The organism is Bradyrhizobium sp. SEMIA, assembly GCF_014844175.1.
Taxonomy (GTDB): domain Bacteria; phylum Pseudomonadota; class Alphaproteobacteria; order Rhizobiales; family Xanthobacteraceae; genus Bradyrhizobium; species Bradyrhizobium arachidis.
Genome location: NZ_CP046601.1, coordinates 9,605,764 through 9,620,046, shown reverse-complemented (window position 1 = coordinate 9,620,046; position 14,283 = coordinate 9,605,764). Strand labels below are relative to the sequence as shown.

The 14,283-nt window shown below is 59.5% G+C and carries 11 protein-coding genes and 3 pseudogenes; 3 read left to right on the top strand and 11 right to left on the bottom strand.

Annotated features, from left to right (window positions below):
• Positions 1-32 precede the first annotated feature (32 nt).
• Together FOM02_RS46295 and FOM02_RS46290 are read right to left on the bottom strand one after the other, a co-directional pair.
• The gene (locus FOM02_RS46295) at positions 33-665 is read right to left on the bottom strand and encodes a response regulator transcription factor (protein ID WP_265441344.1); all 633 of its coding nucleotides are present in this window, start codon (positions 663-665) and stop codon (positions 33-35) included.
• A 4-nt stretch (positions 666-669) separates the two neighbouring features.
• Complete coding sequence (locus FOM02_RS46290; protein ID WP_265441343.1) at positions 670-2,235, bottom strand: ATP-binding protein; 1,566 nt, start codon at positions 2,233-2,235, stop codon at positions 670-672.
• Between the two features lie 355 nt (positions 2,236-2,590).
• On the opposite strand from FOM02_RS46290, the gene FOM02_RS46285 reads away from it, so the two are divergent.
• From FOM02_RS46285 to FOM02_RS46275, 3 genes and pseudogenes are all read left to right on the top strand, one after another.
• The gene (locus FOM02_RS46285) at positions 2,591-3,325 is read left to right on the top strand and encodes a GAF domain-containing protein (RefSeq protein ID WP_265441342.1); all 735 of its coding nucleotides are present in this window, start codon (positions 2,591-2,593) and stop codon (positions 3,323-3,325) included.
• Between the two features lie 12 nt (positions 3,326-3,337).
• Positions 3,338-3,838 (top strand): annotated as a pseudogene (locus FOM02_RS46280) (MEDS domain-containing protein); the annotation flags it as partial.
• 441 nt (positions 3,839-4,279) lie between these two features.
• A complete protein-coding gene (locus tag FOM02_RS46275) occupies positions 4,280-4,654 on the top strand; it encodes a hypothetical protein (protein ID WP_265441340.1) in 375 nt (124 codons plus the stop codon).
• A gap of 17 nt (positions 4,655-4,671) precedes the next feature.
• Here the strand turns inward: FOM02_RS46275 and trxC are convergent, their stop codons facing one another.
• From trxC to FOM02_RS46230, 9 genes and pseudogenes are all read right to left on the bottom strand, one after another.
• A complete protein-coding gene (gene trxC, locus FOM02_RS46270; protein ID WP_265441339.1) occupies positions 4,672-5,130 on the bottom strand; it encodes a thioredoxin TrxC in 459 nt (152 codons plus the stop codon).
• 18 nt (positions 5,131-5,148) lie between these two features.
• Positions 5,149-5,993: pseudogene (locus tag FOM02_RS46265) on the bottom strand (aldo/keto reductase).
• Positions 5,994-6,143: 150 nt separating this feature from the next.
• Positions 6,144-6,602 carry a DUF1931 family protein gene (locus FOM02_RS46260; RefSeq protein WP_265441338.1) on the bottom strand — a complete coding sequence of 153 codons (459 nt, stop codon included), beginning with the start codon at positions 6,600-6,602 and terminating at the stop codon, positions 6,144-6,146.
• A gap of 116 nt (positions 6,603-6,718) precedes the next feature.
• Entirely contained in the window at positions 6,719-8,413 is a 1,695-nt protein-coding gene (locus FOM02_RS46255; RefSeq protein WP_416207804.1) for an FAD-dependent oxidoreductase, read from the bottom strand.
• Between the two features lie 66 nt (positions 8,414-8,479).
• Positions 8,480-10,054: an aldehyde dehydrogenase family protein gene (locus FOM02_RS46250; RefSeq protein ID WP_265441336.1), complete on the bottom strand. Its 1,575-nt coding sequence runs from the start codon at positions 10,052-10,054 to the stop codon at positions 8,480-8,482.
• A gap of 164 nt (positions 10,055-10,218) precedes the next feature.
• Positions 10,219-10,527, bottom strand: a complete 309-nt coding sequence (locus FOM02_RS46245) for a UBP-type zinc finger domain-containing protein (protein ID WP_265441335.1) — start codon at positions 10,525-10,527, stop codon at positions 10,219-10,221.
• Positions 10,528-10,574: 47 nt separating this feature from the next.
• Positions 10,575-10,880 (bottom strand): annotated as a pseudogene (locus FOM02_RS46240) (ATP-dependent chaperone ClpB); the annotation flags it as partial.
• Positions 10,879-12,531: an ATP-binding protein gene (locus tag FOM02_RS46235; protein ID WP_265441334.1), complete on the bottom strand. Its 1,653-nt coding sequence runs from the start codon at positions 12,529-12,531 to the stop codon at positions 10,879-10,881. The pseudogene FOM02_RS46240 and the gene FOM02_RS46235, both read right to left, overlap by 2 nt.
• Positions 12,521-14,044, bottom strand: coding sequence for an ATPase domain-containing protein (locus tag FOM02_RS46230; RefSeq protein ID WP_265441333.1), 1,524 nt, complete (start codon positions 14,042-14,044; stop codon positions 12,521-12,523). The genes FOM02_RS46235 and FOM02_RS46230 overlap by 11 nt, the downstream gene beginning before the upstream one ends.
• Positions 14,045-14,283: the final 239 nt, after the last annotated feature.

The following is a 14,283-nucleotide window of genomic DNA, read 5'->3' as shown; positions in this document are numbered from 1 at the left end:
GATTGTCATCACGGCATTCTGAAAAGTATTTCCTAAGGGGAGAGTCGAAGCACGCCTTGCGGAGTCGAATCAGCCAATATCAATAGTCGCACAGCTTCTCCAATCTGACGCACTCCCAATCTATGCAGCATTCGCGCCCGATGGACCTCAACCGTTCTGATACTGATGCCAAGCCTAAAGGCAATTATCTTGTTTGGTTGTCCGCCTGCAATTGCATCGAGAACCTGGCGCTCTCGTTGGCTGAGCGCAGCAATCCGACTCCATGCCTCTGACGCCTCACGAGCCTGGTGTGGACGACTGCCCCGCGCCAGCGCGCGTTCAATCGCATCGAGCAGCACGTCATCATCGAACGGCTTCTCGAGGAAATCCACCGCACCGGCCTTCATCGCCCGAACCGCCGTCGGTACGTCACCTTGGCCCGTCATAACGACCACAGGTATCGTGGAGCCCATTCTGTCGAGTGCCGCCTGCACTTCGAGACCGCTCATGACGGCCATCTGCACATCCAACAGGACACAGCCCCTTGCAAGATTGGGAGCTGCATCCAGAAACTCGATCGGTGCCTCAAACGAACGTGTAACAAAGCCAGCTGACTCAAGCAGGCGTCCAAGCGATCGGCGAACGGGTGCATCGTCATCGACTATGTACACTACGTCCTTCGGCATGGTCCTATTCCGTTGGCTCTGCGGATGAGAGAGTGAATCGAAACGAGGCTCCGCCACCGGGATTTGGCTCGTACCAAAGCTTCCCATTATGCGATTCCACAATTGAACGGCAGATGGCGAGGCCCAAGCCCATACCATCGTGCCGCGTCGAGACAAAAGGTTGAAACAGCTTATCGACCACGTGGGGCACCACGCCGCGCCCATTGTCGGACACGGAGATCTCGATCTCCTTGCCGCCGGTTTGTCGTGTCACAACATCAATTTTGGCTTGCGGTATGCCCGCGACTTCCTCAAGGGAATTACGGATCAGATTTACCAAGACCTGCTGGATCTGAATTCGATTCGCGCAAATATGCGATACGCGGGGATCGAAAAGCAGGCTTACCGAAACCTGCAAGCCTTCTAATCCGGTGCGCGCAAATGCATTCGCTTCACGGATCAGCGTCTCGATGTCCTCGCTCTTCTTTTCGCTCTTCCCGCGAGTGACAAAGTCGCGAAGACGCCGAAGTATTTGCCCGGCGCGTAATGCCTGCCCGGCAACATCATCCATTATCTCGCGCACCGACTCTGTCCGCATCGACCCGGATCGCGCAAGAAGACGTAGAGCAGAGTTGGCGGAATTCGCAACCGCCGTGAGCGGCTGGTTCAACTCATGCGCCAGAGCGGCAGCCATTTCGCCGGCAACACTTAGCCGGCCCGCATGCGAGAGAGCTGACTGCAATTCCCGCGAGCGTTCATCCGCCCGCTTGCGCTCTGTGATCTCCGCCATCAGCTCGGCGGTACGCAGCTCCACGCTTCGTTCGAGCGACTCGTTCAAACGCCGCAGTTCGCGTTCGGCTTGTTTTTGCCTTCTCAGATCGCGGCTGACGGTGGCAACGTTCATAGGCCCGTGGCCTCGAGGATCGTCGATTCTGAAAATATCGACTAAGAATGGAATTTTTTCCCCCGTTTTGAAATGACATAGGTTAAGTTCCCCCATCCAGCGTCTGTCTGTCAAAGCGGCGGGCCAACATTGATTCAGCAGAAGCTCCTGATCGCTCGAGCTAACGAAGTCGACGACGCGCAAACTTGAAATATCGTCTGTCGGCTCAATTCCCACCAGCTCGCGGCCAGCCAAATTGACGAATTGGACCCCGCCATTCAGGTCCGAAAAGGCAACAAAGTCGGAAGATCGCTCGACGAGCGCTACAAAACGCCGTTCGTCCGCCTCTGCCTCCCGACGCTGCAACGCTATTGCGACATTACTTGCAGCGATGCTGAGCATAAGTCGGTCGGTCTCTCTCGGAAACCCTGGACCAAACGACCCAGCCACAAGTAGGGACCGCCCCAATCCGATCGTGGCCGTTGCGATGTGCGCATTGCCGGGGCCGAGCGGATTGGACATCACTTGAGGCCGCCCTGCGCTTTCAAACCATTCAGGCGAGATCTCGAGCCGGATCGCCTCGGTGACTTCCCGCGGCATTTGTCCGACCGGCCCATGGGTTACAGCGATTGGTCCTTCGTCCTGTCCGACAGAAAGACTGACATGTACGAAGTCGACCGACAGGATCGACTGGAGAGCAAGAGCCACACTATCGGCTATTTCCTTCGCAGAGTACCTCTCCCAAAGGGCAGGCAAGGTCGATAGTGCCACTAGGTCCCTGATGCAGCGCCGGAGTTCGCCGGGATCTGAAATCTCTTCCACCCAAGGCATTGGCGCGCCGATTCCGATCTATGTTGCGAGCTTGCTATCTCCTACTCCCAACAGGCGATAGGACCGATCGTTCGGTTCCCGACGCCTTATCGACACCAAGGACAGCGTCTCAAGACTGCGAAGCAGCAACCGGTCGCCTATGAGATGCTGAATTCAAGTAAGCAAAACTACGTAATGGACGGCGGCCCCACAAAGTTCATGCTGCTTATGGCGTCCCGCCGCGAGGATTCCGATGCAAAACCGCCAGCCCGGCTCGGAGGCAAGGTCCGGCAAGACCTTCCAAGATGGCAACAACCCACTGACCCGCGCAGGACGCGGCGACGAACCGATGCAAGAGGTTCTGATCAGTGCTATCGGGGCAGCCCAGGCGGATTTAGGCACTGTGCAGCGGTACGACAGCGCGGAGGACTGCCTCAGGATCGTTGCCAGTTGCGGATTTCCCGATGAAGCTCTGAATGTGTTTCGAATTGTTCGCCGCGACACTAACTCTACTTGTGCGGCAACGCTGAGGAAACGCATGCGCACAGTTGTTGGAAATATTGCCGCAAGTTACCTGTTTGTTGGCACGAGCGAGCTGGTAGCCTTACAAGAAGTAGGCGTCGCAGCGGCGCATTCGGCGCCCATCATCGTTGATAAAGGCCGGCTCTGGGGCGTGCTCACGGTACATTTTCGCCAGCCCTGGGAAGATGCTGAGTACGATCCCGCGCCAATGGAGCGGGTTGCCGTCCGCTTTGCCGAGCGCCTCAAGGATAGAACCTCAGAGCAGACTTTTTCAGACCGCGACGCTTCGAGGATCGCACACTCACCCGTTCCAACGAAGACGGGGCCGGTTATGCGCTCTTCCGCGGCACCGATTCCCTTCGCTGGCTCCATGCTTCGCGAACACCGGCATGTTTGCGCCTTTTTTTGCTCGGCGGATGACGAATACAATACGCTTCTGCCGTTTGTCTGCGATGGCCTGAATTGAGGTCAGCGCGCTTTCCACGTGCTACCTGAGCGGCATGTCGACGATCACGTGACACGACTCCGGAGCGGCGGCATAGATGTTGAGGCCGCGCAACGATCGGGTCAGCTCGAGATCGCGCTGCCGCAAGACACGTATTTGCGAACAGGCCGTTTCAACAAGGAAGACATGCTCGATCTCATCCAGAAAGTGCTGCAGAACGGGGCCGCGCTTGGATTCCCGCTTACGCGCATGATCGCACACCCCGAAACCGCCTTGGACAATTGGGAGAGCAGGAATGATTGGGCGGAATATGAAATGCGGCTCAATAGCGCGCTATCGAACTTCGATGATGCGGTCATCTGCACCTTCGACGTCAATCTCCTGACCACGGCCCTGGCGATCGACATTCTGCGCACGCATCCGGTCGTCGTGATAGGCGGCGTTCTCGTTGAAAACACGTTCTTCAGCAAGCCCGAGGATTTCCTTCGCGAGGTGACGGAGCGGACGTCGGCGTCCCAGCCGTATCGGGGATAAAGCGTGCAATTCCGTCGCGGCGACGCTCCCCTCTCAATGGCGGCTCAACCCGTTTGGTCGCTTGAGCGCACCCCGCCGTTGGACCGCCAGCGATCCTCCCCTCGGTAATTTCTTCTCGATCCATTGACGAGCATCATGGCCGAAATCTCGGCATTGTTGAAAACTACTTACTGTTCAAACAGGGCAAGTACCGATGGACAGAAGCTTTGGGTCATATCGTTGTCCAGAATGCGCGAAAATGCTGCGTCTGGTTCGCAACCGACAGACCAGCGCCAGCCGGATAGGCGCCACTTGCAGCGATCCGATGCAGCGACGCGATATTGCGAACCTCCTTAACAGCGAGTTGCGGCCGCCACGTGAGCTCGCTTGGATAGCGACCGAGACGGGGAGATCAAAATAATCAGCCCGCCATTCATCCAAACTTCTGTCAGATACGCTTCGATGCGCCAAATACACGCAGCCATCGATCATTTCCATCGCGGCGATTTCGAGTGCGCAGCGACCCTGGCCGCTGCCGCCTACGGAATGCTCCCGGCTATCGACAACGCCGCCCTTTGCGCGTCGGACACCGGTTCAGCGCCCGTCGAGACCGCTGCCCAATGGCTCGCGCATGGCACGTTCCACGATCGGACCGGCAAGAGTAAGCGAAAGGAGAGTATCGTTATACGTACGGCGCAGGTCGAGATTGCGATTCATTTGGCGATCACGAGGTTTGATATCGCGTTTCCAGATCAGAAAACGCCTCAGATGATCGGCTTCAGGCGCTCGTATCGATTCTGGAAAGCGCACGCAATCGAAGCCCGTCAGCTGGCGTAAGACACCCGCTCTGCAGTTCATGACGCTGCAGGCGCTGAAGGCGCATGCTGGCGTAACCAGTCGCGCAAGGCCTCGACGCCGACGGCGCCGGCGCGTTGGGCGACGACGTTGCCTCTGTGGAATAGCATCAGGGTCGGAATGCTTCGAATGTTGTAGCGGGCCGACAGCTCCGCCTCCGCCTCGGTGTCGACCTTCAGGAAGCGAAGCTCGGGTTCGAACTCGCCGGCGGCGCGCTCGAAAGCCGGCGCCATGGCTTTGCAAGGCCCGCACCACGCCGCCCAAAAATCGACTACAATCGGAATATCGTTGCGCTGGATGTGAGTGGCAAAGCTGCGGGCGGAAACCGGCATCGGATGTCCCGTAAAGAGGTGCTGTCGACAGTGCCCGCATTTCGCTTGGCGCGCATCCCTCCGGGCCGGAATGCGGTTGGTGCTCGTGCAATGCGGGCAAACGATGTGGCGTTCCTGATCGCTCATGGCTCAATGTCTCCTGAATCAGTGAGATGCCAGAGGTTGCTTGCGATCCGGCGGCGGAAAGGTTTCATCGAGTTCGGCGAGATCCTGGGGCGTCAGCCGAACGTCGAGTGCACCACGGTTCTCGCGCACATGCTCCGGCTTGCCTGATTGCGGTATCGCACATACGCCATCCTGACGCAGCACCCAGGCCAGCGCCACTTGTGCCGGTGTCGCGCCGCGACGCGCTGCAATCGTCTTGAGCGTGACGTGATGCAACACACGGCCCTGCTCGATCGGTGAATAGGCCATGATCGGCAGGCCGCTGCGCTGGCACAAAGGCATGAGATCGAATTCGATGCCGCGGCGCGCGAGATTGTAGAGCACCTGATCGGTCGCGACGTTTGCACCGTTGGGCAAGCCGACGAGCTCCTGCATGTCGGCGACGTCGAAATTACTGACGCCCCAGTGTCGGATCTTACCCGCGCCCACCAGGGTTTCGAAGGCATCCACGGTCTCTTCCAGCGGAACCGACCCCCGCCAATGCAGCAGATAGAGGTCGATCTCATCCACGCCAAGGCGCGCCAGACTTCGGTTGCAGGCTGCCATCGTACCATGCCGCGTGGCGTTCTGAGGTAGCACCTTGCTCACCAGAAAAATCTCGTCACGCCGTCCCTTGATCGCCTCGCCGACGACACGCTCGGCACCACCGTCCGCATACATTTCGGCCGTATCAATCAGGCTCATGCCGAGATCGATGCCGAGACGCAGCGCGTTGACCTCCTTCGATCGATTCAGCGCATTCTCGGCCATGTGCCAAGTGCTTGGCCAAGCCTCGGAATATGTTCACCTGAAGGAAGTACGATCGTCCGGGTGGTCTCCATCACAGTCATCAGGGGCACTCCCTTGTCTTTTACAACGGGACTGAGCTTCATATCGCAAAAATGAACATAGCCCCTGCCGAGACCGATAAACGAGATCACCAGCAGATGACTCCGATATCGATGTGCGAACTCCAGCGGGATCAGGTGCGACAGCTATAGCAGAAGCTCGAAGATCCGGGAGGCGAGTTCCCACTCCTTGGTCTGCGGATTTTTCAGATCCGGCTCGATGATCTTCAATGCTCGAGCGAGCGCGACGCCAAGACCCCCGGCAAGGTCCGGCAGCATTGCTTCGGTTTCGTCGCTATAGCTGAATTGCAGCGGCGGCCGATGAGCCAGACGGTCGAGAATCGGCGCCAGCTCTATCGTTTCATCCATTTTCCTGAATTGCTCGATGCATTCCTGGAGCCCGGCCGTGATCGGGAGATTCCAGGGCTCGATCAGGACGTCGCCGCCAGCTTTGGCGTCAGCCTCGGCGCGCAGCAGCAGCCGATAAATTCTATGATCGATGAACTCCTCGTAGCGCTTGAGATCAGCCTTGTCGAAGTCGAGGCCAGCCGCCTCGCGAAATAGTCGCTGGAACTGCCGCACGCCCTCTGGGCGCGGCGGCGGCATCTTGTCGGGGGGGGAGTTGCGCGATCATCGGGTACGTTTGCCATTTTTCGCCGCCAATCGCATTGACAGGCATCATATGCGCGGGAATCTTCTTCACGAACCGCTTGCAGCTCTTATCATTCCGCGGCGGCTTGCACTGGCTCTTCGCTTCGGCTGGTCCGCGCCGTCTCGAGAAAGGCGTGGATCTGCTGCACAACGGTTGCTCCCTCGCCGATCGCCGCGCCGACGCGCTTGACGGATCCGAAACGAACATCACCCACTGCAAACACACCAGCCACATTCGACTCGAGCGATGGCACGCTCGCGCCGTCAGCCGATAGAAGGTCATCAGGTGGTATGTTCGTGCCTGTTCGCACAAAGCCCTTGCTATCGCGGCTGACGTTGCAACCGCTGAGCCACTCTGTTGCGGGCTCCGCACCGATGAACATAAAGACGTTGCGGATCGTTTTCTCAACTTCCGCGCCGGTCCTGTCGCGCCAGCGGACCCGTTCGAGTTGGCCCTGCTCGTTACCCGACAGCCCTACGATCTCCGTGCAGGTGAGCAACTCGATGTTTTCTGTCGCCGCGATCCTGTCGATCAAATACTGCGACATACTCGCAGCCAGGCTGGGTCCCCGCACAAGCATCCATACCTTCTTGGCATAGCGGCCTAGAAACACAGCCGCTTGCCCTGCGGAATTGCCTCCGCCGACCAGCGCCACTTCCTCGTTTCGGCATAGACGAGCCTCGATCGGGGAGGCCCAATACCAAACTCCCCGTCCCTCGAAATGCTCCAAATTCGGTATCTTCGGCCTGCGATATCGCGCGCCACTCGCGATCACTACGGTCTGCGCGGTGACGCTGCGACCGTCGGAGAGCTCGATCGCGAATGGATAGTGCTCACAACGAAGGTTTGTGACCGTCTCGGGAATGATCATCTCCACACCGAACTTCTGTGCCTGCACATAGGCACGCCCAGCCAGCGCCTGGCCTGAAATTCCCGTAGGAAATCCCAGATAGTTTTCGATACAGCTGCTGGCACCGGCCTGCCCCCCGAACGCCCGTGCGTCGAAGACGCCGACTGACAAACCTTCGGATGCCGCGTACACGGCAGCAGCAAGTCCTCCTGGGCCGGCACCGACAATTGCTACGTCGTATCGGCGCCCTTCGAGATCCGGGGGCACCATCCCCAGGGCCCGCCCCAAGTCAGCTTCACTCGGGTTTTTCAGGATGGCCCCGTTCGGACAGACCACCAACGGCAATTCTTCCGACTTGCAGGGATAGTGCTTCAAAAATGCTCGCGCATCCGGATCCTTCGTGGGGTCGAGCACCTGGTGCGGATAGGCGTTGCGCGCCAAGAATTCCAACAGACGCACCATTCCGGGATGGCCCTCGCGCCCGATGAGACAAGGGCCGCCAGCGCCGGCCTCGATCAGGAACACCCGTCGCAAAATAAGGGCACGCATAATGCGCTCGCCGAGTTGAACGTCGGCGATCAGCAAGGCGCGAAGTCTGGCTGGCAGAAAGAGTAGCGATTCAACGGGCTCGGTTGCGCGCGCATCGACCAGGGCGGGTCCACCAAAGAGTTGCGCGACTTCGGCGACAAATTCGCCTGCACCCAATTCCACGATTTTCTCCACCCGGCCAGGTCGATTGCGAGCTTCGACGGATACCCGACCGGAAATGATGACAAACGTCCCCGGCGGAACCTCACCCGTGCGGAATAGATATTCATTGACAGCATAGTGCTTGATCTCGCCGAACCGGCGCATACGGACGATCTCGTCGGGCGCGAACTTGGGAAACATATGCTCGTGGCGGGACTCCAGCATGCCGTTGCTGCTCGTCTGGAGACCAGCGACAACCGTGTTGGATAGGTCGTCCATCCTATGCGCCTTTCATGACCACGGCCCCTGCACGGCGGAAGCGCTCCAGGGATAGCCTCGGGGCGCGTGCTGCGCGGTCAGCCACTGGTCCGTCGTGAAGGCCTCGATCGCCCAAGTGCCATTGAATCGGCCAATGCCGGAATTCTTCTCGCCGCCAAACGGACAGGTCGGCAAGTCGATGACGGGTTGATCATTGACATGGGCCATACCGACCTGCATTCGCTGGGCAAAGTGTACGCCCCGGTGCAAGTCGCGCGCGAATACGGCGCCGCTCAACCCAAAACTCGTTTCATTGGCCACAGCCAAGGCTTCTTCGGCACTGCCGACCCGGAGGATCGGCGCCACCGGGCCGAATATTTCTTCCGCTGCAAGTTCCATCTGGTTAGTGACGTTCACGAAGACATGCGGCGGCAGCACGAGCCCGTCCGGCTCGCCTCCGAGCACCTGTTTGCAGCCGTCGTCGGCGGCGCGGCGAACGCGTGCAATCAGCTTCTGAAGCTGCGAGTTATTGATGATCGGACCAACCATGGTATCGCCATCGCGGGGGTCGCCGGTTTTCAATCTCGCCACCCGCTCCGTGAAGCGTTCAACGAACGTGTGATAGACTGGCTCCTCGACAATGAGGCGGTTTATGGCGATGCAGATCTGGCCCTGGTGCAGAAATTTGCCGAACACTGCGGCCTCAACGGCCTGATCCAGATCGGCGTCCGCGAGCACAACGAAGGGAGCATTGCCACCGAGCTCCAGATCGACGCGCTTGATAATCGGCGCCTTCGCGGCAAGTTCCGCGATCCCGCGGCCGACCGGCGTCGAGCCGGTAAACGAAATGACCCGCGGAACGGGATGACTGACGAAGGCGTCGCCGATGTCGCTGCCCGCGCCGACAACGACGCTGAGAAGCCCCGCCGGCAGGCCGGCCTCCTCGAAAATTTTCGCCAACAACAATCCGCCCGTGACCGGCGTATCACTGGCCGGTTTCACCACAACGGCATTTCCTACCGCGAGCGCCGGTGCGACAGTGCGATTGCTCAGATGGAGCGGCCAGTTCCAAGGACTGATAGCCCCGACCACTCCGACCGGCTTGCGCCGCACCTGATTTTCCTTGCCCGGGATGTCGGACGGAATGGAGCGGCTTTCGACCGCATGGGGCACCGAGCTCGCCCACAGCATCACGGTATGAGTCACTTCCCACTCAAGGTTCGCCTTCAGTCGCGTGCTGCCGGATTCCTTGATCAGCCAGTCAACGATTTCGCCACGGCGCGCTTCCATCACGCCGGCCGCGCGGCGAAATACCTGCGCCCGCACCACCGGTGCTGAAGCGGCCCACGCCACCTGAGCCTTGGCAGCCGCTGCAAACGCCGCATCGAGATCACGACGATCGGCCTGTTTGATTTCGAGCAGGACGTCGCCGGTGAAAGGGTTCGTATCGCCCAGCCTGTGATCTGCCTGCCCGTGGCGCCAGCTCCCGGCGATCGGCAGTAGCTCGAACTGATCATAAGGTTGCGGATCTCTCGCTTGAGGTTTGGTGCCATGCGGTACTGTGGCTTCGCGTCGGTCGGAACTACGTGTGGCAGTGCGCGCGACCATGTCCATCTCCCTAGCAGGCTGCTTCTCAGCTGAAGATGACGCGTCGAGCGACGCTCCACCTTGACAGCCGTCAACGCAAACGCCGGAAAGCGTCGTGCATCATCGACTGTTTACGGTTAGCCCACGCATTCGGAGCCTCTGATCAGGCAGCCTGAGGTGGCGCATCAATAGAATCTTGGGATCGGACCTAGTTGCGGCGTGGGCCGATCCGACAAGTCAAACATCAGTTCATCAACATAACACCAGCCCCAGCCTTCGGGCGGATCATAAGCTTCGATGATGGGGTGGCCCGTTGCATGAAAATGCTTCGTCGCATGCCGATTGGGCGACTGATCACAGCAACCGACATGACCGCAGGTTCGGCAGACGCGCAGGTGCAGCCATGGGTCGCCCAGCTGCAGGCATTCTTCACACCCAAGAGAATGGGGAACGACGTCATGAATTCCTGCCAAGTGCCTGCAAAGCTGTGCCATGTCATCCTGCTCAATATCTGCCTGCTGCGTTCTGTCTGATCGACCGTTCAGTGCAATCTCCGTTTTGGAGATGGGGCGTTGAATTGCGCTATTTCCGCCGTCTGCGGCGACTTTCCGTTGAATGTCAGGACATTGCCTTCCGCCGAGATCGCGACCTTGTCGCCGTCCTTCACCTCGCCTGCGAGGATCATTTCGGCCAGGGGGTCCTGCAGATACTTTTGGATCACCCGCTTCAGCGGCCGGGCGCCATAGGCGGGATCCCAGCCCTTGGCAGCGAGCCAGTCGCGCCCCGCAGCATCGAGCGTCAGCACGATCTTGCGATCGGTCAGCAGCTTCTGCAGCCGCGCGAACTTAGTGCAAGAGTCGAAATCCCCGTGTGAGATCCCTCACATCTCTCTTTCTCTTGACTCCGGTCTCCTTGGCTTCGTGAATGGCCGCTCCGCTGTAACCGCTTGTCAGCAGGATCGGGATGTCGCTTCGCCTTTTTTGGATTTCGCGGGCAAGCTCAACTCCGTTCATCCCGCCTGGCATCATGACGTCCGAAAAGACGATATCGACAGGTCGTCCATCAGCCAGAGCGCCAAGTGCCGCCGCGGCACTGGCCGCGCGGGTCACCTCATACCCCAAGTCGTCGAGCATCTCGCTGACCAGGGTAGCGACCTCATCGTCGTCTTCGACCAGAAGAATCCGACCTTCATCTCGAAGCCGTCCATTTGGTTTGTGAAACTCCACAAGCCGGCGTTGATCGTGAGACGGCGCGTGTCCGGATTTCGGAAGGTATAGAGAGATCGTGGTGCCAGAACCGAGCTCTGAATCGATACGGACGGTCCCTCCTGACTGGGTGGCAAACCCGTAGACTTGAGCGAGACCTAGTCCCGATCCTTTGCCGACGTCTTTTGTGGTAAAGAATGGCTCGAACACCTTGGTTCGGACCTCTTCGGTCATGCCAGTCCCCGTGTCGATCACTGAGAGCCGGACATAATCGCCCGCGAGTTCGTTCTCCGTGAGATCAGGTACATTCTCTGCACGGACGATGATCGTGCCGCCGGCGGGCATTGCGTCACGCGCGTTGACGGCAAGATTCAGCACGACCAATTCGAGTTCACCTGGGTCGACCTCGACGGGCCAGAGAGTCGCAGGAAACTCGAACTTCACGTGCACGTCGCCCCGCAAGCTCCGATCGAGCAATTCGCGCATCCCGCCAATCTGGCGCGCTATATCCACGGATTCCGGCTTGAGCTCCTGCCGCCGAGAGAACGCGAGAAGCTGGCGGGTCAGGCTAGCTCCGCGCTGCGCCGCCTGGATCATTCCGTCCATCAACCGGCGGCGCCGCGCCGGGTCGGCCTGGCGATCCAGCATGTCGAGCCCGCCCGAGATGACCATCAGCAAATTGTTGAAATCGTGAGCCACGCCGCCGGTGAGGCGTCCGATCGCCTCGATCTTCTGTGCTTGTCGGAGCGTTTCCTCCACGCGAGCACGCTCCGCCATCTCGCGACGGAGATGGTCGTTGGCCTCTGCAAGAGCGTGCGTCCTCTCGATAACCAGGCTTTCGAGTTGCTGAGCCGCTTGGTCACGCGCCTGGATCAGCGCTCGTACTTCGTACTGGCGCCGTCTGGCGCGAAGGGCCGACTGAACCGCGCTGGTGAGCGTGATCGGCTGGATAGGACGTTCGAGTAAGGACACGTTGCGCAGCACGTTCACAAGGTGGCGCCGCCAAGCGACTACTTGCGGCTGGTGGTGATGACTCGTGAGCACAATGAAAGGCAGGTCCGACCAGGCGGGTTGCCGCTGGACCCATTGGCTCAGCGGCGTATCCTTCGAGAACAGTCCTTCTTCGGCAAGAAAAACCACTCCTGCTCCCGTCTCCATCTCGCTCACCAATGCCTCGACGTCAGCACAAATGGCGGTCGCGAGTCTCGAGCTGCGGAGCAACTCTGCGGACGCGAGCGCATCGCGCCCGATCGGCGCGAAGATCAGCACGCGGTGCTCTCGCTCAGTCTCCATCTGACGTGTCCACCTCGGGAATGTCCGTCCCCAGAAACCGTGGATTGCCTGAGAAGATGCCGCTGAAATTGCTGAGGGGGGGCCCCAGGCTGATGCCTGCGCCACTCAAACGAAATTCACGGATACTGTGTTCATGATTGCCGCTTCGCTTCTTCACGGCCGACAAGGCGCGTCGAACCGTACCGGCGAGTTCGAAATAGCGCAGCATCAAAACGGCGTCGCTAAGATAACTGATGTCCAGCGGCGTATCCATCGGGCCAACCAGCCCATGCTGCGCAAGCACGAGGATGGTCAGCACCCCTTGCTGGCCGAGATAGGTCAAGAGCTCGTGCATCTGAAGGACGAGAAAACGCTCGTCCGGCATCGCGTTGAGATAGCCATTGAGGCTGTCGATGATAACAATACGGGCATTTTCGACCTCAACGCTATGCCGAACGTTTGCCGCAAACTCGCCTGGCGACAGCTCGGCGGGGTCAATCTGCTGGAATCGGATGAGCCCGGAATCCACATGTTTCTGAAGCGGGAGGCCGAGCGTTCGCGCACGAGCCTCAACAGTGCCGCGGCCTTCGTCGAAGGCAAAAAACACGGCATGCTCGCCGCGTTCCGCGGCCGCTATTGCATAGGTCAGTGCCAGCGAAGACTTGCCGACGCCGGCTGCGCCGATGAAAAGCGCGTTGGTGCCTCGCTCAAGGCCCCCGCCAAGAAGTTCATCGAGCTCGGCATTGCCGCTCGGAGTGAAGTCGCCCGGAAACGATTTATGATGCTCAGAAGCAATCAAGCGCGGGAAGATCTTGAGGCCGCCGGGCGCAATGACGAAATCGTGGAAGCCTCCTCGAAACGGAATGCCTCTCATTTTAATGACGCGCAGGCGGCGGCGTTCGGCGCCGTATTCGAGCGCGAGCTGCTCCAGCATCACAACGCCATGGGCTATGGAATGGAGCTGCAGATCCTCGTGCGAAGCAGTCAGGTCATCGAGTAGGATAACGGTGCAGTTGCGTTGCGCAAAGAAATGCTTCAAGGCCAGAACCTGGCGACGATAACGCAGCGCATTCTGAGCCAGAAGGCGAAGCTCGGAAAGGCTGTCGATCACCACGCGTGTTGGATTTATTTGTTCGACCTCCTTGAATACGAGGTTCGTGGTCTCGCTCAGCTCCATTTCGGCGGGGTGAAATACCGTGAGTTCGCGTTCGGGATCGAGCGTCGTCTCCGGGGGAACGAGCTCGAAGATGTCCACCCCGGCGAGCGACCAGCCATGCCGCCGGGCGACGAGCTCAAGCTCCCGCCTGGTTTCGGAAAGAGTGATGTAGAGCGCGCGTTCGCCATTCGCCGCCCCTTTTAGCAGAAACTGCAGCGCGATGGTGGTCTTGCCGGTGCCCGGCCGGCCTTCGTAGAGGTACATGCGGTTAGCGTCGAAGCCACCGCCAAGAATGTCGTCGAGGCCCCCGCTCCCCGTGGAGATGCGCTGCAAATCAGCGATCGCGCCGTTTTCACCTGGCACAACCTGCTTCACCATGACCGTTTCCCCCGACCAACCTTCAAGAATGTTCCCGCACGGAAGCTTGGACGGTAGCCAACTCCGCGATAATCATGAGAGAACGAAATAAAGCCGGTTCCGGTTCCCGGCCTGCTATCGCTGGCGGCGAGCGAAAAGGAAGCCGCCTTCAAAAGCCAGCTTTTAGCGCAGGCCCAAGCCTACCGGAAAATGGCCGCGCAAAGGGCCAGGGATTATGGGCTCCCCGCACCAAGTCCTCC